Origin of the sequence: Curtobacterium sp. MCLR17_043, assembly GCF_003224215.1 — a bacterium.
GTDB lineage: Bacteria > Actinomycetota > Actinomycetes > Actinomycetales > Microbacteriaceae > Curtobacterium > Curtobacterium flaccumfaciens.
On the sequence record NZ_QKLH01000026.1, the window covers coordinates 1 to 24,530 of the forward strand.

Sequence of the window (24,530 nt, forward strand, 5' to 3'; positions counted from 1 at the left end):
TTGTAGACGGCCGGGTTGTGCGACGCCACCACCCGGGCGTTCCGCCAGTGCCGGTCCAGCCCACGCGTCCGGTCGGCAGCGGACGCCCCGCCGACCTCGAAGAGCTCGGACGCCGACCGCACCACCCGCGGCCCGATCTCGACCTGCGCCTGGTACACGGCGTTCTCGGCCGCGTCGAGCACCACGCGGTCGACGCCGACCCCGGGCTCGTTCGTCGCGACGACCCCGTCGAGCAGCCCCGCGGCGGCGACGACGAGTGACCGGGCGGTGAACGCCCCGGCCGACAGCCTGCCGAGCACCGCCAGCACCTGCGGGTCCTCCCCCGGCACGGCCGCGTTGGCGTGGATGTAGGTGCGGGTCCGTGGTCGCACGAAGGCCACGGCGTCGTCGGACACGGCCTGCCCGATCCCGGCGAGGACCGCCAGCAGGTACAGCTGGTAGAAGGCCTGGATGTGCGACAGCGGGGCGTCCCGGTGTGCCGACACCACCGACGGGTCGACCGACACCCCGTCGAACACGGTGGTGCCGGACGCCGTCAACCGCTGCCCGAACCCGTCCCAGTCGTCGATGCTCCTGACGCCCGGCGCGGAGGCATCGACGGCGAACGTCACGCGCTCCCCGTCACGGTCCGCCGCCAGGTAGATCCAGTCCGCGTAGAGCGTGCCGGTCGAGTAGAACTTCCGCCCGTCGAGGCGGAGGGAACCACCAGCCGGCGTCACCGTCGTCGAGATGTCAGCCAGGGTCGTCCCGGTCCGCTCCGAGGTCGCGTTCCCGACGATCGCGCCGCCGACGATCCGGTCGAGCCACTCGTCCCGCGACGCGGAGTGCGGCCGCAGCAGCACCAGCTCCGTGTACCCGAAGTGCCCCCGCCACAGGTGCGCGATGTTCGAGTCCGCCGCCGCCAGGTCCGCCACCAGGTGCGCGAGTTCGACCAGCGTCACGCCGAAGCCGCCGCGGTCCTCCGGCACGCGCAGCCGCCCGAACCCCGCGTCGGCGAGCGCCCGGACCTCGGTGTGCGGCAGCGCCCGGTCGCCGGGCGTCCCGGACGCGAGTTCACGCTCGACCGCGCCGTCGCGGATGGTCGCGAACACGGGCGCGAAGCGTTCGCGCAGGGTCGCCAGACGGTCGGCCGGGAGGCCCGTCCCGCGTCCGGTGGTCGTCGTCGCGGCCGTCACGCGGGCACCTCCACCGCACGGGTCGCGTCGTCCGGGTGGGCCGCGGTCGCGCCGGCACCGCCCGTGAACGCCCCGCGCCACTGCCTGGCGGGGTGCGAGTCCGGCAACTGTGCGTGGCCGAAGAGCTTCTCGCGCAGGGTGCCCTCGCGGTACTCGGACTGCATCAGTCCGCGCTCCTGCAGGGTCGGCGCGATGTGGTCGACGAACTCCTCGTACGAGCCGGGCAGCACCCAGTTGATGACGTTGACGCCGTCGACGCCCACCCGCTGCCAGTCGGCGAGCTCGTCGGCGATCTGCTCCGGCGTCCCCACGACCCGGGCGCGGAGCTTCGCGGACAACCGGGCGAGGTCGGCGATGGTCGGTTCGCGGTCCCCGGCGGCCTCGCGGAGCCACTGCAGGTGCGACTGTCCGGCGTGGGTGCGGACCTCGGACAGCGGGGTGTCCGGGTCGAGGGGCTCGCCGGTGTCCGGGTCGAAGCCGAGGTTCGAGTGCACCAGGAACCCGTCGGCGGCCAGGTACTCGTCGATCTCCGCTTCCTTGGCCTTCGCCTCGGCCTCGGTGGAGCCGGTGACGAAGGTCAGGCCGAGGAAGAACGCGATGTCGTCCCGCTGGCGGCCGGCGGCCTCGGCCAGGTCGCGGGTCTCGCGGATGAGCTGTTCGGTGGCGTCCCGGTTCGAGGTCAGGATGAACTGGGCCTCGGCGTTCCGCGCGGCGAAGGCACGGCCGGCCGGCGACGACCCGGCCTGGAACAACACCGGGGTCCGCTGCGGCGACGGTGCCGACAGGTGCGGGCCCTGCACGTCGTAGCGCTTGCCGTGGTGGTCGATGCGGTGCACCCTGTCGGGGTCGGCGTAGCCACGGACCGGGTCCTTCAGCACGGCGCTGTCCTCCCACGAGCCCTCCCAGAGCTTCGCGCAGACCTCGAGGTACTCCTCGGCCCAGACGTAGCGCTCGTCGTGCTCCTCGAGCCGGTCGGCGCCGAAGTTCCGGGCGGCGCTGTCGAGGGCGCTCGTGACGACGTTCCAGCCGATGCGGCCCCGGGTGATGTGGTCGAGCGTGGAGACCTTGCGGGCGAAGTCGAAGGGGTGCGCCTGGATGACGCTCGAGGTGAACGCGAGCCCGAGGTGCTCGGTCGACACGGCGAGTGCGGAGAGCAGCACGGAGGGGTCGTTCGAGGGGATCTGCAGTCCCTCGCGCAGGTTGGTCGAGTAGTCGCCGCGACCGGGGCCGTAGGTCCCGACGACGTCGGCGAAGAACATGGCGTCGAACTTGCCGCGCTCGAGGGTCCTCGCCAGGTCGGTCCACAGCGTCACGTCGTCGAAGTCCGCCTGCCGGGCGTCGGGGTGCCGCCACAGGCCGTGCTGGATGTGCGAGGTCGTGTTCATGACGAAGGCCGCGAAGCGCAGCGGGCGGTTCGGTGCATCGCTCATGTGTCCCATCGTGGTCGGCGGGCACCGCCCGACGACAGCGACGTGACCTCCCGTTACGCGCGGTGTTCCCCGCGGCCCTGGACGCGACCATGCTCCTGAGGCATGCCGAGCCAGACCACCGTCACCGCGCCTCCAGGCCGTCCCGCTGCACCGTCGACCAGCGCGACCCGTCGTCGGGTCGCCCTCGCGTCGTTCGTAGGCACGACCGTCGAGTACTACGACTTCTACCTCTACGCGACGGCCTCGGCGCTGGTGTTCGCTCCGACGTTCTTCCCGTCCGTGACGCCGGCCGTCGGGGTCATCGCGTCGTTCGCGACCTACGGCGTCGGGTTCGTGGCGCGGCCGCTCGGCGGTGTGATCGCCGGCCACCTGGGCGACCGGATCGGGCGGAAGAAGCTGCTCGTCGCGTCGCTGGTGCTGATGGGCATCGCGTCCACGTTGATCGGGGTCATCCCGTCCGCCGCGACCATCGGGGTCGGCGCCGTCGTGGCGCTCGTGTTCCTGCGTCTGCTGCAGGGCGTCGCGGCCGGTGCGGAGTGGGGCGGCTCGGCGCTGCTGTCCGTCGAACACGCGCCGGAACGGCACCGGGGGCTGTTCGGGGCGTTCACGCAGATGGGGTCGGCCGGTGGGATGCTCCTGGCGACCGGGGTCTTCACACTCGTGCGGTCGCTGCTCGGCACCGAGGCGTTCCTGGCCTGGGGCTGGCGGCTGCCGTTCCTGTTCTCCGCGGTGATCGTGGCGGTCGGGCTCGTCATCCGGCTCGGTGTGCAGGACGCCCCGGTGTTCCAGGAGCTGCGCGCCTCCGGTGGGGTCGAACGGTTCCCGGTGTGGCAGGCGATCCGGCAGCACCCGCGGTCGATCCTGGTGACGGCGGGCCTGCGCCTCGTGCAGCCGGCGCTGTACTCGATCCTGACGACGTACTCGCTGACCTACCTCGGCAACGTCCGGGGGCCATCGGGCTCGGACGCGGGGCTGCAGGCCGTGCTCGTGATCTCGGCGGTGTCGCTCGTGTCGACGCCGTTCTGGGGGTGGCTGTCGGACCGGGTCGGGCGGCGGGTGCTGACGATCTGGTCGGCGGTGGGCATCGCGGTGCTCATCTGGCCGTTCTTCGCGTTCCTCGACGCCGGGCCGCTCGTGCTGCTGCCGCTCGTGGCGCTGATCGGGATGTGCGTGTTCCACGACAGCATCTACGGGCCGCAGGCGGCGTGGTTCGCGGAGCAGTTCCCGACCGGGCGGCGGTACTCGGGGATGTCGCTCGGGTACCAGATCGGGTCGATCTTCTCGGTGGGGCTGACGCCGCTGCTGGCCGCGGTGTTCGTGCAGCTCGGGGGTGGCTCGCCGTGGATCCTGTGCGGGTACCTCGGGGTGTACGCGGTGCTGACGATCGTGGCGGCGCGCGGCGCCGCGGGCCCGCCGGGCGCTACGTCGGCAGGACCACGTCGGCCAGGGCAGCCGGGTCCTCGGCGGCGATGAAGGCCTGCTCCTGCGCGGCCCAGCGGTCCCACTCGCGCGCGAAGACCTCGCCGTCGCGGCCGATCGCCCGGTCCCACCGCACGGCGTCGTCGGCCTCGAGCCACACCCGCAACGACGCCAGCGGTGCCGACGCCTGCGACAACGCCCCGCACCCCTCGACCACGATCGGCAGGTCGGGGTCCACCGACGCCCAGCCCGCGGGCGCATCGGCCGCCCAGTCCCAGCGTCGGTACCCGCTCGGCGCTCCGAGGACGTCGGTCACCACGGCATCGGCAGCCGCACGCAGGCCGTCCCACCCCGGGTACACGTCGTCCAGGTGCACGAGCTGCGCGCCGAGCTGCTCCGCGACCTGTGCTCCGAGGGTGGTCTTGCCCGTGCCGGACCGGCCGTCGATGAGCACGACGGCGCGCCGGCCCGTGACACCGGCGACTCCGGCAGCAGCAGCGGCCAGACCGGGGGCGAGGTCACCGGCGGTCGTGCCCGTCGGGCCCGTCGTGGCCGTCGGGCCCGTCGTGGCCGTCGGGCCCGTCGTGGCCGTCGGGCCCGCCGCGCCCGTCGTGCCCGTCGCGCCCGTCGCGGCCGTCGCGCCGTCGCCGGCCGACGTCTCCGTCGGCCGGTCGGTGCCCGTCGTGCCGGCTGCGCGCTCCGTGTCAGGCACGCCACGTCCCCACGCTCACCGCGACCGCGATCGACACCACACCGATGCCGACCAGCACCGCCACCATCGCCCACTCCGGCCCGGCGAACCGTGCGACCCGCGCCCAGGTCCGCCGTCCAGGAGCACCGAACCCCCGCGACTCCATCGCCACCGCCAACGTCGTCGCCCGGCGCAACGCGAGCACGAGCAGCGCGAACGCCATCGTCGCCCCGCGTCGCAGCCGTCCGGAGTCGGCCAGCCCTCGGGCACGTCGCGCCATCGCGAGCTGTCGCCAGTCGTCGACGAGCGAGGTCATCATCCGGACAGCGGCGAGCGCGCCGAGCACGAAGCGCGCGGGCAGCCGGAGCACCTGCGCGAGCCCGTCGGCCAGGTCGGTCGGGTCGACCCGCACGAAGAGCGCGATGGCTGGCACCCCCACCGCGAGGACCCGGAGCGCCGTCGCCAACGCGAGCGTCAGTGACCCGTCGGTGACGTGCGCGAACCCGAGGTCGAACCACTCCCGACCCGAGGGTCTGCCGTACAGCGCGATGCTCACCGCCGTCAGCGGCACCGCGAGGAGCACCGGTGCGAGTCGGAGCAGCAGGGTCCGGACCGGCAGGCGCAGGAGCGGCAGGAGTGCGAGTTCGAGCGCCAGGGCGACGGCGGCGGAGACGACGTCGAGGCTGAGCACCAGGCAGACGCCGAGGGCGAGCACACCGATCAGCGACGCGACCGGCTGGACACCGGGGATGCCGGTCGCGCGGGCCGGCAGCGGTCGTCGCACGGGGTTCGTCGCGTCGGTTCCGTCCACCGCGTCCGCCGCGTCCGCCGTGTCCGTCCGGTCGGCTGTGTGGTCGGCCGTGTCGGTCCGGTCTGGAGGCCCGGGGCGACTTCCGACTGTCGGCCCGGTCTCCGGGATGGTCGCGACCGACGGCACCTGGTCGCTCCTGACGGACCGGGCGCCGTCCGGCCCGAGCACGACCTCATCGGCGTCGAGTGCCCGGACGAGGTCGCGGTCGTGGGTGACCGCCACCACCGCGGTGCCGGCGTCGGCGAGGGCCCCGAGCCGCCCGACGACGGCCTGCCACGTGGCACGGTCCTGCCCGGAGGTCGGCTCGTCGAGCACGACGACCGGCGGCCGGGCCGCGATGACCGAGGCGATCGCGAGTCGTCGTTGTTCGCCCCCGGACAGCGTGAAGGGGTTGGCGTCGGCCAGGTGTGCGAGCCCGAACTCATCGAGCAGCGCGGTGGCCCGTTCGTCGGCGTCCGGCGCATCGAGTGCTCGGGGGCCGGCCTCGATCTCCTCGCGGACGGAGCGGGCGACGAACTGGTGCTCGGGGTCCTGGAACACCGTGCCGATCCGGGCGGCGAGTTCCCGGCTCGTCCAGGCGTGGGGCGCTGTGCCGATGCCGTCGGCGAGGGCGTCCGTGGCGCCGAGCTCACCGGCTGCCGGTGGGAGCAAGCCCGCGAGGGTCAGCCCGAGCGTCGACTTGCCGACGCCGTTCGGTCCGGTGACGGCGAGGACCTGCCCGGCCCGGAGCCCGAGGTCGATGCCGTTCCCGACCGCTTGCTTCCCCCGTGCCGTGCCGAGCCCCCGGGCGTCGAGCAGCACCGCTGTCCCCTGGTCACGCTCCCCCGCGCCGACCCCCTCGCCAGGTTCCCCCTCGCCGAGCGGGCGGAATGCCGCGGTCGGCCCGCCGGACGCCCCGGGCATTTCGCCCGCTCGTCCCGCCGACGTCATCTGCCGCGCTCCCGCGCCGGGCGCCCCCTCGCCGAGCGGGCGGAATGCCGCGGTCGCCCCGCCGGACACCCCGGGTATTTCGCCCGCTCGTCCGGCCGGACGCCGCTCCCGCGCAGAACCGCGCTCCGGCTCGGCACCGGGCACCCAGACCCCGGCCGCCGTGAGCGCCTCGCCGTGGTCTGCCAGCACCTGGGCCGGCGGCCCGTCCGCGACCACGCCGCCGGCCGGTTCGAGCAGCACGAGCCGGTCGACCAGCTCCAGCCAGGTGCCGATCCGGTGCTCCACCACGAGCAACGTCGCCCCGGTCTCGTCGAGCAGTGCCCGGACGGCGTCGTGCACCTGCGCCACGCCGTCCGGGTCGAGGTTCGCGCAGGGTTCGTCGAGCACGAGCGCACCCGGCCGCATCGCGAGCACGCCCGCGAGCGCCAACCGCTGCCGCTGCCCACCGGACAGCTGCGCGGTGGAGCGGTCGAGCGGCAGGTCGAGGCCGACGACGTCGAGCGCCGTCCGCACCCGGTCCCAGGTCTCGTCGCGGGGGACGCCGGCGTTCTCGCAGCCGAAGGCCACGTCGTCGCCGACCCGGGACATCACCGTGTGTGCCTCGGGGTCCTGCATGACGAGACCGACACGCCCGCGGACCGCGCGGGGGTCGGCCTCGTCGACCAGGAGTGTCCCCTGCACCGAAGCAGCGGTGTCGTCCGAGGCGTCGGGCTCGTCGGGGAGCACGCCGGCGACGGCTCGCAGGAGGGTCGACTTGCCGGCACCGGACGGCCCGACGACGGCGACCCGCTCCCCCGGCGAGACGGTCAGGTCGACGTCACGGACGGCCCAGGCGTCGCGCTCCGGGTACCGCCAGCCCCAGCCACGGAACACGATGCGCGCCCCGCGGACGCCGGCACCTGCGCCGGCGTCGCCGCCGGTGGAAGGGGACGTCGCCGACGGAGCGGGCACGGTCACACCAGGGCGCGGGGTTCGCGACGGCTGTGCTCGCGGCCGGCCGCGAAGGACGACAGCACCCCGGTGCGGGCGAGAGCCCGGACGATGAGCCACGATCCCGCCCCCGCGATCACGGCACCCGAGACGACCGCACAGATCACGTAGACGACCTTGAAGGCGACGTCGAGCCCCGGGTACCAGAGGACGGTGTCGTTGATGCCGAGCGCGAGTCCGGCCGCGGCACCGGCGAGCACGACGACCGGCAGGCGGTAGACGCGGTACAGGAACAGCGCGAGGATGATCTCGGCGCCGAGACCCTGGACGAGTCCGGCCTCGAGCGTGAGCCATCCCCACTGGGTGCCGAACAACGCCTCGACCGAGGCAGCGACCATCTCGCCGTAGAGCGCGGCGCCGGGCTTGCGGACGACGATCGCGACGATCGGGCCGGCGAGCAGCCAGACCCCGCCGAACAGGGCCTTGGTGCCGGGGAGCACGAGGTCCATGACGGCGCTGATGGGTTCGTAGCCGAACTCCCAGAGCCGGAAGACGACTCCGAGGGCCACCGCGAGGACACTCGCGACGACGATGTCGACGACCCGCCAACGCAGCGATCGCCGCGGAGCGGTGGTGACGGTTGTGGACGTGCCTGAAGGCATGCTGCTGACTCCTCCCTGCGCCGGCATGATCCGGATCAGGTTCGACGGTCGGAGCGCCGATCGCTCCCTCTCAGCCCGGCGGTCCCGGACTCCCGTGTGTGTGCCAGCAGTCTAGACGCGGTCGCGACCGCGTGACGGACGGGAGGCCCGTGGCGGCGTCGCCACGGGCCTCCCGTCCGTCAGGTGGTCACTTCTTGAGCGCGCGCACCAGCTTGCGGAGGACACGCCCGGCCACCCACACGAAGGGGATGCCCACGACGATCAGCGAGATCGGGTTCGGCTCGAACACGAGGTCCTTGCCCGGGCGGCGGACGTAGGCGCCGACGGGGGCCGACAGGCCGCCGCCACCGCCGCCACCGTTCTCGTCGTCTCCGCCGCCGCCGAAGCCGAACCAGCTGACGGACACGGGGATGAGGGTCTGGTCGCCGACCTCGACGGGTTCTCCGTAGTTCGTGGAGACCCCGAGCGGGCGGACCTGGTCTGCGATCTTCGAGACGATGTTGGCCATGCGCGCGACGCTACTCGTCCGTTCCTCCACAGGCCGCGGGGCGCATCACGCATCCACAGCTGGGGCTTGTCTGCGGACGCGGACGAGCGCCGCCGATATGTTGGCCGCACCCACACCTGGAGGACCGTTTGCACACCTGGCCCGGAAACCCGTACCCGCTCGGGGCGACCTACGACGGGAGCGGCACGAACTTTGCGCTGTTCTCCGAGGTCGCCGAGCGCGTCGAACTCTGTCTGTTCGATTCCGACGGCAACGAAGAATGCGTCCGCCTGCTCGAGGTGGACGCCTACGTCTGGCACGCGTACCTCCCCAACATCGGCCCCGGGCAGGAGTACGGCTTCCGCGTGCACGGCCCGTACGACCCGGACTCCGGCGCGCGCTGCAACCCGTCGAAGCTCCTGCTCGACCCGTACGCCAAGGCGACGAGCGGCGAGATCGACTGGGACCAGTCGCTCTTCTCGTACACGTTCGGCGACCCGGACTCGACCAACGACGAGGACTCCGCGTCGCACATGATGAAGGGCGTCGTGATCAACCCCTTCTTCGACTGGCAGGGTGATCGCCCGCCGCGCACGCCGTACGGCGAGACCGTCATCTACGAAGCGCACGTCAAGGGGCTCACGGAGACCCACCCGGACGTGCCGGAAGAGCAGCGCGGCACCTACGCCGGCGTCGCCCACCCCGCGGTCATCGAGCACCTGCAGCGCCTCGGCATCACCACGCTCGAGCTCATGCCGGTGCACCAGTTCGTGAACGACTCCACCTTGCAGGACAAGGGGCTGTCGAACTACTGGGGCTACAACACCATCGGTTTCTTCGCGCCGCACTCGGCGTACTCGTCGTCGGGCGACCAGGGCCAGCAGGTCCAGGAGTTCAAGACGATGGTGCGCGAGCTGCACCGCGCCGGCATCGAGGTCGTCCTCGACGTCGTCTACAACCACACCGCCGAGGGCAACCACCTCGGCCCGACGCTGTCGTTCCGCGGCATCGACAACGCGGCCTACTACCGCCTGGTCGACGACGACAAGAAGTTCTACATGGACTACACGGGCACGGGGAACTCGCTCAACGTCGGGCACCCGCACTCGCTGCAGCTCATCCTCGACTCGCTCCGCTACTGGGTGACCGAGATGCACGTCGACGGGTTCCGCTTCGACCTCGCCTCGGCGCTGGCCCGCGAGTTCTACGAGGTCGACCGGCTGTCGGCCTTCTTCGAACTGGTGCAGCAGGACCCGATCGTGTCGCAGGTCAAGCTCATCGCCGAGCCGTGGGACGTCGGCCCCGGTGGCTACCAGGTCGGCAACTTCCCGCCCCAGTGGTCCGAGTGGAACGGCAAGTACCGCGACACCGTCCGTGACTTCTGGCGCGGCGAATCGTCGACGCTCGGCGAGTTCGCCTCCCGGATCTCCGGCTCGGCCGACCTGTACGAGCACGACGGCCGCACGCCCAAGGCGAGCATCAACTTCATCACCGCGCACGACGGCTTCACGCTGTACGACCTGGTGGCCTACAACGAGAAGCACAACGAGGCCAACGGCGAGGACAACAACGACGGCGAGAGCCACAACCGGTCGTGGAACTCCGGGGCCGAGGGCCCGACCGACGACGAGGCCGTGAACGCCCTGCGGCTGCAGCGTCGCCGGAACTTCCTGGCGACCCTGCTCCTGAGCCAGGGTGTGCCGATGATCGCGCACGGCGACGAGCTCGGCCGCTCGCAGTCCGGCAACAACAACGTCTACGCGCAGGACTCCGAGCTCAGCTGGATCGACTGGGACAGCGCGGACGAAGACCTCATCCAGTTCACCGCCGACGTGGTGAAGCTGCGGCACGACCACCCCACGTTCCGCCGGACCCGGTACTTCAACGGCCGTCCGGTTCGTCGTGGCGAAGGCGAGCCGCTGCCCGACGTGGTCTGGCTGACCCCCTCGGGTGACGCCATGGACCCCGAGGACTGGGACTCCGGCTTCGGCAAGAGCGTCGGCATGTACCTGAACGGCGAGGGCATCCGCGGACGCGACGCCCGTGGTGAGCGCGTCACCGATGTCGGCTTCATCACGTACTTCAACGCCCACGACGACGTCGTGACCTTCACACTCCCACCCGAGGAGTACTCCCCCGGCTGGACCGTCCGGATCGACACCGCCGACCCCGGCGCCCGCGACGAGGTGCTCGACGCGGGTACCCCGCTCGACGTCCCCGCTCGGTCGATGATCGTGCTGCGTGCCGAGCCCGACCACGAGGTCACCAGCACCCCGGTCGACGCCGAGCAGGACGGTGCCCCCGAACCGGTCGCCCCGCAGGACGCCGTCACACCGGTGAACCCGGCCGGTTCCCCCGCACCGAGCGGAACCGCCCGATGACCGCCGGAACGCCCGGCGCAGCGAACCGCGTCCCCGCGTCGACCTACCGGCTGCAGGTCTCGGCCGACTTCGACCTCGATGCCGCACGCGACCTGGTCGACTACGTGCACGACCTCGGCGCCGACTGGCTGTACCTGTCGCCGGTGCTGCAGGCCGAGTCCGGGTCGAACCACGGCTACGACGTGGTCGACCACACGCGGGTCGACACCGACCGTGGTGGCGACCAGGCGATGCGGGCGTTGGCCGAGGCCGCGCACGCCGTCGGGCTCGGGGTCATCGTCGACGTGGTGCCGAACCACGTCGGCGTCGCGACCCCCGAGTCGAACCCGTGGTGGTGGTCCCTGCTCGAACTCGGGCAGGGCTCGCCCGTGGCCTGGGCCTTCGACGTGGACTGGGAAGCCGGCGACGGCAGGCTCCGGGTCCCCGTGCTCGACGACCGGCTGCTCGACGCGATCACGCTCGACACGTCCGACGCCGAGCGTCCGGTGCTCCGCGTCGGCGAGACCGCCTACCCCACCGCACCCGGAACGGTGCACGACGGCGACACCGTCGAGACCGTGCACGACCGCCAGCACTACGCGTTCGTGCACTGGAAGCGTGCCGACCACGACCTGAACTACCGCCGGTTCTTCGCGGTGAACACCCTCGCGGCGATCCGGGTCGAGGAGCCCGAGGTCTTCGCGGCCTCGCACGGGGTCATCGGCGGCTGGTTCCGCGACGGGCTCGTCGACGGCCTGCGCATCGACCACCCGGACGGGCTGTACGACCCGGCGGGCTACCTGCAGGACCTGGCGGAGCTGACCGGCGGGGCCTACACCCTCGTCGAGAAGATCCTCGAGCCCGGCGAGCAGCTGCCGAGCTCGTGGCCGGTCGACGGCACCACCGGCTACGACGCCCTCGGGGTGCTCGACCGCGTGTTCGTCGACCCCGCGGGCGAGCAGGCGCTGACCGCGGCGTCGGGTGCCGAACCGACCGACTGGCAGCAGCTCACGCACGACACCCGACGGGGCATCGCGGACGGCATCCTCGGCAGCGAGGTCGAGCGGCTCGCACGCCTGCTCGCTCCGAGCGCCGCGACGGAGACGATCACGCACGAGCGGATCGTCGACGCGGTCGCCGAGATCGTGGCCTCGTTCGACGTGTACCGCACGTACCTGCCCGAGGGCGCCCACCACCTCATCACCGCGCTCGAGCGTGCCGCCGAGGCCCGACCGGACCTCGACGACGTCATCGACCGGATCGCACCGGCACTCGTCGACCCGACGAACGCGGCGGCGGTCCGACTGCAGCAGACCAGCGGCATGGTGATGGCGAAGGGCGTCGAGGACACGGCGTTCTACCGCACCTCGCGCCTGTCGTCCCTGAGCGAGGTCGGCGGCGACCCGAGCGTCTTCGCGGTCTCGGTGGAGGACTTCCACCAGGCACAGCGCGAACGGCTCGGCAGCTGGCCGCACACCATGACGACGCTCACCACGCACGACACCAAGCGCAGCGAGGACACCCGCGCCCGCATCGCGGTGCTGGCCGAGCTCGGCGACGAGTGGGCCGCCACGCTCGAGCGTCTGCAGTCGCTCGTGCCGTTGCAGGACCGCGTGTTCGCCGACCTGCTCTGGCAGGCGATCGTCGGCGCCCGGCCCGCCAGCCGGGAGCGTCTGCACGCCTACGCCGAGAAGGCCTCCCGCGAAGCCGGTGACAGCACAACCTGGACCGAGCCCGACGAGGCGTTCGAGCAGCAGATGCACGCGATCGTCGACGCCGCGTTCGACAACCCGGACGTGGTCGCCGTACTCGACGCCCTCGACGAGCAGATCGACGCCGCCGGGTGGTCGAACGGTCTCGCCCAGAAACTCGTCCAGCTCACCGCCCCGGGCGTCCCCGACGTCTACCAGGGCACCGAGTTCTGGGACCGCTCGCTCGTCGACCCCGACAACCGTCGTCCGGTCGACTACGCCGAGCGGCGCCACGTGCTCGCCGAGCTCGACGGCCCGGACGACGACGGCCCCGAGGACCTGCCGGCCATCGGCATCGACGGTGCCGCGAAGCTCCTGGTCACGACCCGTGCACTGCGCATCCGTCGGGACCACCCGGAGCTGTTCACCCGGTACCTGGAGCTCGAGGCCACCGGCAGCGCGGCCGACCACGTCATCGCGTTCGACCGCGGCGGTGCCGTGACGATCGCGACGCGTCTGCCGATCGGCCTCGACCGGGTCGGCGGCTGGGGCGACACGCTCGTGCACGCCGTCCCCGTCGAGCGCGTCGACCTGCTCACCGGCCGACACGTCCCCGCTGACCGCGGGATCACGCTGGCCGACCTGCTCACCACCTACCCGGTCGCGCTGCTCGTGCCCGCCGACGCGGTCGGTGCAGCCGGCCACGCCGACGCGGTGACCGCCGTGTCCGACGCGAGCGGTGCCTCCCGGCCCGCCGCCGACCGCACGACGGACGCCACCGAGACCGACGCGCAGGCCGAGATCGACATCCTGGAGGGTCACGCATGACCGCACCCGACCGTTACGCCGTCTGGGCGCCCGAGCCGGACCGGGTCCGGCTCGTCGTCGACGACGTCGAGTACCCGCTCACCAAGGGCGACGACGACTGGTGGTCCACCGACGCCGTGATGCCGGTCGTCGGCGCACGCTACGGGTTCCGCATCGGCGACGACGACGCGGTCCGACCGGACCCGCGCAGCCGCTACCAGCCCGAGGGCGTGCACGGCCCGTCCGAGGTCGTCGACCCCGCACGGTTCGCGTGGACCGACGAGTCGTGGACCGGACGCCCGGCCCGCGGTGCCGTGATCTACGAGATGCACATCGGCACCTACACGCCCGAGGGCACGCTCGACGCCGCCGCCCAGAAGCTGGACCACCTGGTCGAGCTCGGGGTCGAGTTCGTCGAGCTGCTCCCCGTCAACGCCGTGAACGGCGAGTGGAACTGGGGCTACGACGGTGTCGGCTGGTTCTCCGTGCACGCCCCGTACGGCGGCCCGGACGCCTACGACCGGTTCGTCGACACGGCGCACGCGCTGGGGCTCGGGGTCATCCAGGACGTCGTCTACAACCACCTCGGACCGAGCGGCAACTACCTGCCGCTGTACGGCCCGTACCTGCTGGCCGGGCTCGGCAACACCTGGGGTGACTCGGTGAACGTCGAGCACCCCGAGGTCCGCCGGTACGTGCTCGACAACGTGCGCATGTGGTTCCGCGACCACCACGTCGACGGGCTCCGGCTCGACGCCGTGCACGCGATCCGCGACACCACCCGCCCGCACGTGCTGGCCTCGATGGCCGACGAGACCGACGCCTACTCGTCCTTCATCGGTCGTCCGCTGTCGCTCATCGCGGAGTCCGACCTCAACGACCCGGTGATGTTCCGGCCGCGCGAGGCCGCCGGGTACGGCCTCGCCGGGCAGTGGTCGGACGACTTCCACCACGCCGTGCACGTGGCGCTCACCGGCGAGACGAACGGCTACTACGCCGACTTCGCTCCGCTGTCGGCGCTGGCGAAGGTGTTCGAGGACGGCTTCTTCCACGACGGCACGTGGTCGTCGTTCCGCGGCAAGCGGCACGGCCGGCCGATCGACCGTGGCACCTCCCCCGTGACGGCCCTGGTCGTCGCGAACCAGAACCACGACCAGATCGGCAACCGCGCCGCCGGCGACCGGCTCGCCGCGACGCTCGACGACGAGGGGCTCGTGATCGCCGCGGCCCTGACCCTGCTCGGGCCGTTCACGCCGATGCTGTTCATGGGCGAGGAGTTCGCGGCCTCGACGCCGTGGCAGTTCTTCACCTCGCACCCGGAGCCCGAGCTCGGCAAGGCCACCGCAGAAGGGCGCATCGCGGAGTTCGCCGAGCACGGGTGGGACGAGTCAGCGGTGCCGGACCCGCAGGACCCGACGACGTTCACCAACTCCAAGCTCGACTGGGCCGACGTCAGCTCGGAGCGGGGCGCGGCGATCCTGCGTGCCTACCGGGTGCTCATCGCCCTGCGGCGCACCGACCAGGCGTTCGTCGACCACCGCTACGAGGCGAACGCCGTCCGCTTCAGCGAGGACCGCCGCTGGCTCGTGCTCACGCGCGGGCTGCTCGGCCCCGACGTGGCGCCGGTGCACGTCGTGGTGAACTTCGCCGACGACGCAGCCGAGGTCCCGGTGCCCGACGCCGTGGGCGAAGAGCTCTACGGCTTCGGCGCGACAGAGGTCGATGCTGGCGTCGTCCGGTTCCGCGGCCGCGGCGTGGTCGTGCTGCGCTAGCCGACCGCGGGCTGCGCGAGCCACCCGCTGGCAGCACACACGAACGGCGACGAACCCACTGGGTCCATCGCCGTTCGTGTGTTCAGGCGCTCGCGTGTCCCCGGCGTCAGCCCGCGTGGTCGGCCACCGCGTGCGCGTTCTTCCGCACGGACGGCAGCTTGCGGTGGTCCTTCACCAGGGAGCGGGTCTCGCGGATCCGGCGGTCGATGCCCCACTTCGTCACGAGCGCCAGGCTCTCGCGCACGATGTTGCCGCTCATCTTCGAGACGCCGAACTCCCGCTCGGTGAACGTGATCGGGGTCTCCACGACCCGCAGACCAGCCTCGAGGGCACGCCAGCACAGGTCCACCTGGAAGCAGTACCCCTTCGACGCGACCCCGGCGAGGTCGATCCGCTCGAACGCCCGCGACGTGAAGACCCGGAACCCGCCGGTCGCATCGCGCACCGCGATGCCCAGGGCGAGGCGGGTGTACAGGTTGCCCCCGCGGGAGAGCAGGAGCCGGTACCAGGGCCAGTTCTCGACCTTGCCGCCCTTGATCCACCGGGAGCCGAGCACCAGGTCGTTCGAGTCGGCGAGCTCGAGCATCCACGGCAGGTACTCGGGGTGGTGGGAGCCGTCGGCGTCCATCTCGACGAGCTTGGCGTAGCCGTGTTCCAGGCCCCACGCGAAGCCGGACAGGTACGCGCCGCCCAGGCCGTCCTTGACGGTGCGGTGCATGACGTGCACCCGGTCGGTCTCGCGGGCGATGGCGTCCGCGATGTCACCGGTACCGTCGGGTGAGTTGTCGTCGACGACGAGCACGTGCACGGAGTCGTCGGTCGCGGCCAACGTGCGCTCGACGATCGGCCGGACGTTCTCGGCTTCGTCGTAGGTCGGGATGATGACCAGGGTTTCGCTCATGGTGCTCCTCGTGCTCGCAGTCGAATGTATCGCTGGCTTGGTGGGTCAATCCGACGAGAGGTCTGCGAACACGATCAGATTGTCCGTGTAGTGCCCGGTGGCGGTGTCGAACGTGCCGTCGCAGGTGATGAGTCGGAGTTGCGGGGTGGGGGTGGGGCCGTAGACGTCGCTCGTCGGGAACGCCGACTTGGCGGCGCGTTCGGAACGGTCGACGGTGAAGGTGCGGGTGGTGCCGTCGGACATCCGGACGTGGACCTCGTCGCCGGCGACCAGTTCGTCGAGCCGGAAGAACACCGCGGCGCTCGTCGGGCTGTCGACGTGACCGGCGATGACGGCGGGGCCGACCTCGCCGGGGACGATCCCGTCGCTGAACCAGCCCGCGCTGTCCCAGTCGACGGGCGGGTCGAGTTCTCCGGCAGCGCCGCGGTGCAGGTCCTCGAGCGAGGACCGCACGCCGATGGCCGGGATCGACACGCTGACCGGGGTAGCCGTCGAGCGGGCTTCGGGTGCGGCCGGGTCCTGGAACCCGTCGGTGCCGGAGGACGAGGACGAGGACGACGACGACGACTGCGACGGAGACGACGACGACTGCGGCGGGGACGACGACGCGCCACCGCCGACGGTCGACGCGACCGCCACCCCGGCCACGCCCCCGACCACCACGACGGCGGCGACCACGGCACCGATCACCACGCCTCGGCGCCGGACGGCCGAGACGCGCCCGGCGCTCCGACGGCCGCTCACGAGCCGCCTCCCACGTCGCTGGCGCATCCCCCGAGCACGTCGGAGGTCAGCATGGTCGAACCGATGGCCAACCAGGCGTCTCCGTAGTAGGTCGGTGTGGTCGCCGCCGTGCGGTCGGCCCGCTCGAGGTCGGCGGCAGCCGCACGGGAGGAACCGGCGGCCTGCTCGGCCGCGGCCCGCGCGGTGTAGGCCAGCGCGTTCGTGTCCTGCGTCACCGGGGTGCCACCGAGGTCGAGCTGCGAGGCGAGGCGCGTCGTCCGTCCGAGCGTGGGCGCGAGCGCCGCCGCGAGCTCCCGGTCGGGCGCCGAACACGCCTCGGCGTACCGGAGCGGCGTCCGCATCGCGTCGTAGCCGTAGAGCACCTGCCCGTCGCCACCGACGGCCGGCATCGGGTCCACCGTTCCGTCGGCGTGCACCTGGGACCAGTCGCTGGGCAGGTCGGTGGCGTCCAGCACGGCGGCCGTCACGGCGCGGGAACCCCGGTTCAGCGCGTTCCAGCGGTCGTCCCCGGTTGCGTCCGCCAGCACCGAGAAGGCCGCGGGCGACGCGTACGACGTGTTGTAGCTGTAGGGCTCCTGATCCGCCCAGGGTCCGGGCAGCAGGATCGTGCCGAGGTCCGTCCGGGCCGTCTCGTGCTGGAGGATCGCCGCCGCGATGCGCTTGCCGGCGGCGGTGTACCGGTCGTCGTCCCAGGCCTTCCCCGCGAGCACGAGCGCCCGGGCTGCGTCGAGGTCGGCGTCGCTCGCGGACTGCTCGTCGGCGACGCCCTCGTCGGACGTCCACCGCCACGCCAGCAGGTCGTCGCCGGTGAGCAGGTGGTCCTTCGTCCACTCCCAGATCGCGTCGAAGCGCGCACGGTCGTCGTTCGCGTAGGCGATGAGCAAGCCGTACGCCTGCCCCTCGCTGACGGTGTCACCGCCCTGGTCGGTGCGGACGACGCGACCGCCCTCGACGTAGCGGTCCAGGAACGCCGACCGCAGCTGCTGCGGTGAGCGCGCCCCGTCGGGCGCGGTGGTCGAGGTCGGGGTCGCCGTGCCGCGATCGGCGGTCGTGGTGCTCGACGACCAGGGACGGACGGCGACGATCGCGACGACGACGGCGACGAGGACCGCCGCCACAGCGGCGACCGGTATCCAGGTCCTGCGGGTCATGCTGGCCTGCCTCTCCGGGATGGTGGGGGGGGGTCGAAGGGGAGGCGCGGATCACGTGGGCCGTTCAGCGCACGTGATCCGCGCCTCCAGTCCGGGGCGTCAGCGGAACAGCGAACGGAGCATCGCGACGGCCGCGTGGACCGCCTCGGTCACCGGTCGGTCGGCGGCTGCGCCGCCACCGCCGGTCTGCACGCCGCCGGACGGGGTGGCGGCGGTCGCCGCGGCGTCCGTCACGGGCACGACCGTCAGGTTGCCCTTGCTGTCGTCGAGGACGAACAGGGTCGAGACCGTGTTGCCGGCGAGGTCGACCTTGGCGGTGCCCCGCTGGCCGCTGCCGGAGACGTTGAGCGACCACTTGCCGGCGTCGACCGTTGCGTACTTGGTGGCGCTGCCGAAGGTGGCGTCCTCGGCGATCGGGGTGCCGTCGGAGGTCTGCACGTCGACGCGCTTCGCGGTGGTGGCGGCCTGGACGAGCCGGAGCTTCGCCTTGCCGTCGCCGGGCTGCTGCAGGTCGTCGGTGAACGCGGTCGTCTTGAGCCCGTCGTTCTTGCCGTAGGCGACGACGGTGCTGGCGTCGCCCTTCTGCACGGTGACGTCGGTGGAGATGACCGGGGTGGAACGCGGGGCGTCGGCGGCGCGCATCGAGAGGACGTAGGTGCCGACCGGCAGCTTCTTGTACGGGCTGACCTGGCCGTAGGTGACGTCGTCGAGTTCGAAGACGGTCTTGCCCCCGGCGAGGCTGGACAGTTCGACGTCGACGCCCTTCGTGTCCGGCGACAGGTGTCCGACGCGGAGCCAGCCCTGGTCGGCCGTCGCGGCGGAGGCGGTCTGCGGGGCGGCGAGCCCGACCGTCGCGGCGACGAGTGTGGCGGCGAGCGCTCCGACGACGACGGCGCGGCGGCGGTTCGTGGTGCGTGCGGTCATGATGGTGCTCCTTCGGGTCGAGGTGCGGTTGGCGTGCGGGTGTCGTGCGGGTGGCGTGTCGAGGTGCGGGCCGTGCGGGTCGTGCGGTTCGTGTGGGCCGTGCGGGTCGTGCGGGCCGGGCGGGTCGTGCGGGTCGTGTGGGCCTCCGGACGAGCGGGCGGAATGCCGGGGTCCACGCCGGAGCCCTCCGGGCATTTCGCCCGCTCGTCCAGCGGGCGCTCTGCCCCGACGTGTTCGCGGGGAACGGTTCCGCGGCCGCCCCGGCGAGCGGGCGGAATGCCCGGGTCCACGCCGGAGCCCTCCGGGCATTTCGCCCGCTCGCGGAACGCCCGCTCGCCGGACGCCAGCTCGGCCAGCTCCCACTCGACCGAGCGATCGGGGGTCACGAGGCGCTCGTCGCGGTCGTCGTCGGGTCGGCCGGGGCGTACGTCACCGTGAGCCGTGCTCCCTCGCGCTCGACCGAGTCCGGCCGGAACGCCTGGGACATGGCGTCGAAGGTCCGAGCGACCCGTGCTGCCGAGGCGTCGTCGCTCGTGTGCAGGACGACGGTGCGGAACGGCTGGCCGGTCTCCCCGGTGCGCGGGGTGAACCGGTCGACCCGCACGTCCTGGTCGGCGAGCACCTGGCCGAGCGCGATCATCGCCCGCGAGTCGACCTGTCCGGCGCGGAACTGCGACTTCGTGCCGTCGTCCGCACGCAGGGCCGGGTTCGAGGCGAGCTCGGTCCCCAGGGTCTTCCGGACGTCGGTGGCCCGGGTGATCGCGGTCTCGGCGGCACTGGCTCCCTCGGCGTGGATCCGGCGGACCTCGACCTGCTGGTCACCGGTGCCGAAGGTCGCGACGGCGGTGGAGTTCTCGATCGCCTGCCGCACGTCGGTGGACGAGTTGCCGCCGGTGCGCATGGAGTCCGTCGTGATGACGTAGTCCGAGTCCTTCCAGCCGTTCGGGGACTGCCGTTCCACCGCTCCGTCGGTGTCGAGCTTGTAGTACCAGACGACGTTGTTCCGGGCGAAGCCGTCGTCCACCAGGTCGACCCACATGGCGTCGTCGACCAGGAGACGCGAGGACTTCGGCACGTTGTCGCCCACCCACTGCTCGGCCTGCTGCATGGGCAGGTCGAGGTTGCCGAGCAGGAACCCGCGCAGCTGCGTCCCCCACAGCGGCACCGCGACGACGAGCGCCGCAGCCGTGACGACTGCCCAGGTGATGCCGAAGCCGCGCCGTGCCCTCGGGCCGAACCGGCTCCGGGTGTGGACCCGACCGGCGATCGTCAGGACTGCACGCTCGGCGGTGTACGCGACGAGGAGCGCCGCGAACGGGATGAGCATGATGACGTACGGCACCGGCAGGTACCCGTTCGGCCGGAACATCACCGCGAGCAGGAACACGAGCATCGCGGCGATCGGTCGGACCCGGCGCAGGAACAGCCCGACGACGGCGGCGACCGAGCCGAGCACGATGAACACCGGGTCGAGTGCCCACCACTGCGCGGCGGCCTCGTTCGCCAGGCTGCCCCCGTCGAACACCGATCCGGAAGCGGTCCGCGACCCGAGCTGGTAGGTGACGCCCTCCCACAGGCTGACCCGCCCGGCGCCCGGCACGAGTTCGCCCTTCACCGCGGCGAGCATCAGGTACCCACCGCCGATCAGCACGAGCACGGCCCCGGCGACGCTGAGCGTGTACCGGCGGGTGCTCTTGTCGGCGCGACGCACGGCCATCCAGATGAGGAACGGCAGCGCGAGCAGGTAGGTCTCCTTGGACAGCACGGCGATGCCGAGGCAGGCAGCGGCACCGGCGAACCCGGCGAGCTGCTGGCGACGGCTCAGCACGAGGACGAACGCGGCGAGCAGCCAGGGCGTCGCGACGTTGTCGATGTACACGGTGCGGTGGTACTGCAGCGCGAGCGGTGACAGCGCGAAGACGAGTCCGGCCGCGGCCGCCGTGATCCGTCCGACACCGAGCCGTCGGGCCAGGACGAACAGCAGGATGCTCGAGACGGCGGAGAAGAACACCATGGCCTCGCGCCCGGCCTCCACCGCGAAGGGGTACCGTGCGAACGCCCCGGTCAGTCCGGTGTACCCGGCGATCTGGATCCATCCGAGCGGCGGGTGGTCGTACCAGTACGTGTAGTGGGTGAGCTCGCCGAGGTTCGTGATCGCCCACGCCTGGGCGGTGTACGTCCCCTCGTCGTCGATGCGCTGCGGTGTGCCCGACATGTTCCAGGCCTGGACGAGCACGGTCACCGCGACGACGGGCAGCAACCACGTCAGGCTGGCGGCGTGCCGGCGGAACCACGCGCCGATGCCGGTGCGGTGGGCGGTGGAGCCACCACGGATCGGGATGCCCGTGGTGTCGGTGATGCTGGCGGTCATCGGGTGCCTCCCGTGGTGGTGCCGGCGAACGCACGGTCGGACGACGCGGCACCCGATCCGTCGAGGTCCGAGGCGAAGCCGACCACCTGTCCGTTGCGGTGCTGGCCGGTGTGCTCGGTCTTCTCCCACCCGTTCTGGCCCTTGGCGTGCCGGACGACTGCCCGGACCGCCGCGGCGGCGAGGAACACCTGGTACGGCACCAGGCCGAGCACGAGTCGCACGTAGTCGCGGAGCCGGACCTTCTCGCCGTACAGGCGGCCGAACTCGTTCAGCCCGACGATCTCGACGGCGAGCAGCATCAGCGTCGGTGCGACCGGGATGAACGACACCAGGGCGATCGCCGTCGGCACCTTGACGAACAGGATCATCAGGACGCTCAGCGGGATGAGCAGCCCGGTGGCCGCCTGGATGAACGGCATCGTGAGCATGTAGCGGGCGAAGAACCGCTGCCGGAAGGACGGCAGCTTCTTCCACTCCCCCTTGCCCAGCACCTGCAGGAAGCCCTGGTTCCACCGCGTCCGCTGCTTGAGCAGCGAGGCGAAGGTCGGCGGGGTCTCCTCGCGGGTGACGGCCTCGGGGCTGTAGGCGACGACGACCTTCGCGCCGTCGGCGGAGAGCCGCACGCCGAGCTCGCAGTCCTCGGCGAGGCAGTGCGCGTCCCAGCCGTTCGACCACTCCAGGCGGGAGCGCGTCACGAAGACGGTGTTGCCTCCGAGCGGGATGAACTTGGACCCGGCGTGGAAGTGCAGGCGCGAGCGGAACCAGAAGTAGTACTCCAGGACGTTCCGGAGCGACCACCAGCTCGACGTGAAGTTCATCAGCTGGACGCCGCCCTGCACCACGTCGGCTTCGGTCTCCTGGAACCGCGAGTCGACGAGGGAGAGCAGCCGCGGGTAGACCTCGTCCTCGGCGTCGAACACCCCGACGATGTCACCCGTCGCGTGCTGGAGCGCCAGGTTCATCGCCTTCGGCTTGTTCTTCGGCAGGGTGTCGTCCACCACGACCTTGATCAGGGAGGGGTGCCGAGCCGCCGCGGCACGCACGACGGCGTCGGTCTCCGGGTCGTCCTCCCCGACGATCGCGATGATCTCGAAGTCGGGGTGGTCCTGGGTCGCGAGCATGTCGAGCGTCTGCCCCATCACGTCCTGCTCGTGCCGACCGGGCACCAGGAGCGTGAACCGGTGTGCCGCCGGCCGCGGGGTCTGGCTGAAGCTGGTGGACTTCAGCGCGTCCCGGGACCGCCAGGCGTGCAGCATCCACCAGAGGGTGGTCAACGCGATGATCGTGAGCAGCACGGAGAGGGCGATGAGGGTCGAGTAGCCGAGCCACTCGCCTAGCGACCAGGCGGCCTGTGGGAGCTGCCCCGAGCCTCCCGTCGGCACGTCCGTGGTCCCGCGGTTCGGGACGTCCCCGGTCGTGCCGGGGCGTTCGTCGGGCTGGAGCAGCGGCCCTGCGGCCGTCAGCAACACGGCTGAGATGGTCATTCGGGGAACCCCTTCGGACGTGTGTCGGTGGACCGGAAGACGAGGGCCTTGTACGCGGCGAACCGGAACGCGGTGCCGAGGACGAGGCCGACGCCGTTGCCGGCGACGTTGTCGGCGAGGGTGGACGTGAAGCCGAGGACGTAGTGCGAGACGAACAGGCAGGCGGCGGCGATGCCGAGACCGACGAGGTTCGTGGCAGCGAAGAGCAACCCCTCGCGGACGGTCTCGCGGCGGCCGGTCTGGCGCTGGGAACGGAAGGTGATGAAGCGGTTGCCGAGCCACGCGACCGAGGTCGCCACGATGGCCGACACGATCTTCGCGGCGATGGGACCGTCCGACATGACGGTGGCGCGGAGCAGGTTGTAGACACCCAGGTCGATGACGAAGCAGACGGCACCGATGGTGCCGAACGACGCGAGTTGCCTCGCGGTGGCGAGCAGGCGCGGGACCGTGCCAGGGCGCACGGTCCGCACCGCACCGGTGTCGGGTGACACCAGAACGGGGGTACGAGTTCGGGTCATGCCCCCGATTCGGGGGGCGTGGCTGGGTGGTTTGGGCGGGGTACGCGACTTGCCAGGCCTCTGCCAGATGCGCGACACATGCCGTTCATCTTGACGATCCGTCAGCTGCGGTGGTCAGGGGCGCGGGGACGACGGACGGGAGGCCCGGTGCCAGCTGGCACCGGGCCTCCCGTCCGTCGGTCGGTTGCGTCTACGCGGGGCGCGACGACGGGGACACGTTCTTGGACGCGTCCCGTTCCGGGATGTCGCCGAGTGCCTCGTCGATCGCCGCGAGGGCGTCCGCGTCGAGCTTGACGCCGGCGGCCTTCACGTTGTCGGTGACCTGCTGCGGACGCGAGGCGCCGACGATGGCGCTCGCGACGTTCTCGTTCTGCAGGGTCCACGCGATCGCGAGCTGTGCGAGCGTGAGGCCGGCCTGGTCGGCGACGGGCTGCAGGCGCTGCACGGCTTCGAGGACCTCGTCGCGCATGAACCGCTTGATCATGTCCGCACCGCCCTTCTCGTCCGTGGCACGCGAACCCTCGGGCAGGGGCTGACCCGGCTTGTACTTGCCGGTCAGGACGCCCTGCGCGATGGGCGACCAGACGATCTGCGACAGGCCGAGCTGCTTCGAGGCGGGGACGACCTCGCCCTCGATGACCCGCCACAGCATCGAGTACTGCGGCTGGTTCGAGATGAGCTGGAAGCCGAGCTCCTTGGCGAGTGCGGCACCGGCGCGGATCTGCTCGGCGGACCACTCGCTGACGCCGATGTAGAGCGCCTTGCCCTGGCGGACGACGTCGGCGAAGGCCTGCATCGTCTCTTCGAGGGGGGTCTCGTAGTCGTAGCGGTGTGCCTGGTAGAGGTCGACGTAGTCGGTCTGCAGTCGCTCGAGCGAGCCGTCGATCGACTCCATGATGTGCTTGCGGCTGAGGCCGACGTCGTTGTGTCCCTTCGGGCCGGTCGGCCAGTAGACCTTCGTGAAGACCTCGAGCGACTGGCGCCGCTCGCCCTTGAGCGCCTCGCCGAGGACGGTCTCGGCGGCAGTGTTGGCGTACGTGTCCGCGGTGTCGAACGTGGTGATGCCGGCGTCGAGCGCTGCCCGCACGCACTGGGTGGCGACGTCGTTCTCGACCTGCGAGCCGTGCGTCAGCCAGTTGCCGTAGGTGATCTCGGAGATCTTGAGTCCGGAGTTGCCCAGGTACCTGAATTCCATGGTCCCGACGCTACTGGAGTGAGCGCGCACGTGAGGGGTCCCGCGAGTGCCTGTCGGGGTGGGTGTGGCGTGGG

The 24,530-nt window shown here is 71.9% G+C and carries 18 protein-coding genes and 1 riboswitch; of the genes, 4 read left to right on the forward strand and 14 right to left on the reverse strand.

Annotated features, from left to right (window positions below; translation table 11 throughout):
• Together DEJ03_RS17420 and DEJ03_RS17425 are read right to left on the reverse strand one after the other, a co-directional pair.
• Positions 1 to 1,175: acyl-CoA dehydrogenase family protein (locus DEJ03_RS17420; RefSeq protein ID WP_110865624.1), on the reverse strand; the 1,175-nt coding region annotated here is incomplete at its 3' end.
• Entirely contained in the window at positions 1,172 to 2,605 is a 1,434-nt protein-coding gene (locus DEJ03_RS17425) for an LLM class flavin-dependent oxidoreductase (protein WP_110865625.1), read from the reverse strand. The genes DEJ03_RS17425 and DEJ03_RS17420, both read right to left, overlap by 4 nt.
• Before the next feature lie 102 nt (positions 2,606 to 2,707).
• Between DEJ03_RS17425 and DEJ03_RS17430 the strand changes: the two genes are divergently transcribed.
• Positions 2,708 to 4,078 carry an MFS transporter gene (locus DEJ03_RS17430; protein WP_258370922.1) on the forward strand — a complete coding sequence of 457 codons (1,371 nt, stop codon included), beginning with the start codon at positions 2,708 to 2,710 and terminating at the stop codon, positions 4,076 to 4,078.
• Here the strand turns inward: DEJ03_RS17430 and DEJ03_RS17435 are convergent.
• The 4 genes from DEJ03_RS17435 to DEJ03_RS17455 form a co-directional block, all read right to left on the reverse strand.
• On the reverse strand, positions 4,026 to 4,736 hold the full coding sequence (locus DEJ03_RS17435; protein WP_258370924.1) for an ATP-binding protein: 711 nt from the start codon (positions 4,734 to 4,736) through the stop codon (positions 4,026 to 4,028). The two genes, DEJ03_RS17430 and DEJ03_RS17435, sit on opposite strands and share 53 nt — an antisense overlap.
• Entirely contained in the window at positions 4,729 to 7,407 is a 2,679-nt protein-coding gene (locus DEJ03_RS18355) for an ATP-binding cassette domain-containing protein (RefSeq protein WP_220034162.1), read from the reverse strand. The genes DEJ03_RS17435 and DEJ03_RS18355 overlap by 8 nt, the downstream gene beginning before the upstream one ends.
• Positions 7,408 to 7,409: 2 nt before the next feature.
• A complete protein-coding gene (locus tag DEJ03_RS17450) occupies positions 7,410 to 8,048 on the reverse strand; it encodes an ECF transporter S component (RefSeq protein WP_110865637.1) in 639 nt (212 codons plus the stop codon).
• Positions 8,043 to 8,154, reverse strand: a riboswitch (TPP riboswitch). It overlaps the preceding gene by 6 nt.
• 81 nt (positions 8,155 to 8,235) lie before the next feature.
• Positions 8,236 to 8,556: a hypothetical protein gene (locus DEJ03_RS17455; RefSeq protein ID WP_027464636.1), complete on the reverse strand. Its 321-nt coding sequence runs from the start codon at positions 8,554 to 8,556 to the stop codon at positions 8,236 to 8,238.
• 128 nt (positions 8,557 to 8,684) lie between these two features.
• Between DEJ03_RS17455 and glgX the strand changes: the two genes are divergently transcribed.
• The 3 genes from glgX to treZ are packed head-to-tail and all read left to right on the forward strand — an operon-like array spanning position 8,685 to position 15,165.
• A complete protein-coding gene (gene glgX, locus DEJ03_RS17460; RefSeq protein ID WP_110865627.1) occupies positions 8,685 to 10,916 on the forward strand; it encodes a glycogen debranching protein GlgX in 2,232 nt (743 codons plus the stop codon).
• A complete protein-coding gene (gene treY, locus DEJ03_RS17465) occupies positions 10,913 to 13,414 on the forward strand; it encodes a malto-oligosyltrehalose synthase (RefSeq protein ID WP_110865628.1) in 2,502 nt (833 codons plus the stop codon). The genes glgX and treY overlap by 4 nt, the downstream gene beginning before the upstream one ends.
• Complete coding sequence (treZ, locus tag DEJ03_RS17470) at positions 13,411 to 15,165, forward strand: malto-oligosyltrehalose trehalohydrolase (RefSeq protein ID WP_110865629.1); 1,755 nt, start codon at positions 13,411 to 13,413, stop codon at positions 15,163 to 15,165. Before treY ends, treZ begins: the two co-directional genes overlap by 4 nt.
• 106 nt (positions 15,166 to 15,271) lie before the next feature.
• Here the strand turns inward: treZ and DEJ03_RS17475 are convergent, their stop codons facing one another.
• The 8 genes from DEJ03_RS17475 to DEJ03_RS17510 all read right to left on the reverse strand — a co-directional run bounded on the left by DEJ03_RS17475 (position 15,272) and on the right by DEJ03_RS17510 (position 24,456).
• Positions 15,272 to 16,066, reverse strand: a complete 795-nt coding sequence (locus DEJ03_RS17475) for a polyprenol monophosphomannose synthase (RefSeq protein WP_071405494.1) — start codon at positions 16,064 to 16,066, stop codon at positions 15,272 to 15,274.
• A gap of 45 nt (positions 16,067 to 16,111) precedes the next feature.
• Complete coding sequence (locus tag DEJ03_RS17480) at positions 16,112 to 16,810, reverse strand: class F sortase (protein ID WP_146237774.1); 699 nt, start codon at positions 16,808 to 16,810, stop codon at positions 16,112 to 16,114.
• Positions 16,807 to 17,961, reverse strand: coding sequence for a glycosyl hydrolase family 8 (locus tag DEJ03_RS17485; RefSeq protein WP_110865631.1), 1,155 nt, complete (start codon positions 17,959 to 17,961; stop codon positions 16,807 to 16,809). The genes DEJ03_RS17480 and DEJ03_RS17485 overlap by 4 nt, the downstream gene beginning before the upstream one ends.
• 99 nt (positions 17,962 to 18,060) lie before the next feature.
• Positions 18,061 to 18,885: a DUF4397 domain-containing protein gene (locus tag DEJ03_RS17490; protein WP_110865632.1), complete on the reverse strand. Its 825-nt coding sequence runs from the start codon at positions 18,883 to 18,885 to the stop codon at positions 18,061 to 18,063.
• Positions 18,886 to 19,267: 382 nt separating this feature from the next.
• The gene (locus tag DEJ03_RS17495) at positions 19,268 to 21,256 is read right to left on the reverse strand and encodes a glycosyltransferase family 39 protein (protein ID WP_110865633.1); all 1,989 of its coding nucleotides are present in this window, start codon (positions 21,254 to 21,256) and stop codon (positions 19,268 to 19,270) included.
• The gene (locus DEJ03_RS17500) at positions 21,253 to 22,740 is read right to left on the reverse strand and encodes a glycosyltransferase (RefSeq protein WP_110865634.1); all 1,488 of its coding nucleotides are present in this window, start codon (positions 22,738 to 22,740) and stop codon (positions 21,253 to 21,255) included. The genes DEJ03_RS17495 and DEJ03_RS17500 overlap by 4 nt, the downstream gene beginning before the upstream one ends.
• Positions 22,737 to 23,234, reverse strand: a complete 498-nt coding sequence (locus DEJ03_RS17505; protein ID WP_258320816.1) for a GtrA family protein — start codon at positions 23,232 to 23,234, stop codon at positions 22,737 to 22,739. Before DEJ03_RS17505 ends, DEJ03_RS17500 begins: the two co-directional genes overlap by 4 nt.
• Positions 23,235 to 23,451: 217 nt before the next feature.
• Positions 23,452 to 24,456, reverse strand: coding sequence for an aldo/keto reductase family protein (locus DEJ03_RS17510; RefSeq protein ID WP_071405490.1), 1,005 nt, complete (start codon positions 24,454 to 24,456; stop codon positions 23,452 to 23,454).
• Between the last annotated feature and the right edge of the window lie 74 nt (positions 24,457 to 24,530).

Coding starts and splice junctions, on each gene's coding strand:
- DEJ03_RS17425 (WP_110865625.1), bottom strand. CDS start 2,605: ATGAGCGATGCACCGAACCGCCCGCTGCGCTTCGCGGCCTTCGTCATG.
- DEJ03_RS17430 (WP_258370922.1), top strand. CDS start 2,708: ATGCCGAGCCAGACCACCGTCACCGCGCCTCCAGGCCGTCCCGCTGCA.
- DEJ03_RS17450 (WP_110865637.1), bottom strand. CDS start 8,048: ATGCCTTCAGGCACGTCCACAACCGTCACCACCGCTCCGCGGCGATCG.
- DEJ03_RS17455 (WP_027464636.1), bottom strand. CDS start 8,556: ATGGCCAACATCGTCTCGAAGATCGCAGACCAGGTCCGCCCGCTCGGG.
- treY (WP_110865628.1), top strand. CDS start 10,913: ATGACCGCCGGAACGCCCGGCGCAGCGAACCGCGTCCCCGCGTCGACC.
- treZ (WP_110865629.1), top strand. CDS start 13,411: ATGACCGCACCCGACCGTTACGCCGTCTGGGCGCCCGAGCCGGACCGG.
- DEJ03_RS17475 (WP_071405494.1), bottom strand. CDS start 16,066: ATGAGCGAAACCCTGGTCATCATCCCGACCTACGACGAAGCCGAGAAC.
- DEJ03_RS17485 (WP_110865631.1), bottom strand. CDS start 17,961: ATGACCCGCAGGACCTGGATACCGGTCGCCGCTGTGGCGGCGGTCCTC.
- DEJ03_RS17490 (WP_110865632.1), bottom strand. CDS start 18,885: ATGACCGCACGCACCACGAACCGCCGCCGCGCCGTCGTCGTCGGAGCG.
- DEJ03_RS17495 (WP_110865633.1), bottom strand. CDS start 21,256: ATGACCGCCAGCATCACCGACACCACGGGCATCCCGATCCGTGGTGGC.
- DEJ03_RS17500 (WP_110865634.1), bottom strand. CDS start 22,740: ATGACCATCTCAGCCGTGTTGCTGACGGCCGCAGGGCCGCTGCTCCAG.
- DEJ03_RS17510 (WP_071405490.1), bottom strand. CDS start 24,456: ATGGAATTCAGGTACCTGGGCAACTCCGGACTCAAGATCTCCGAGATC.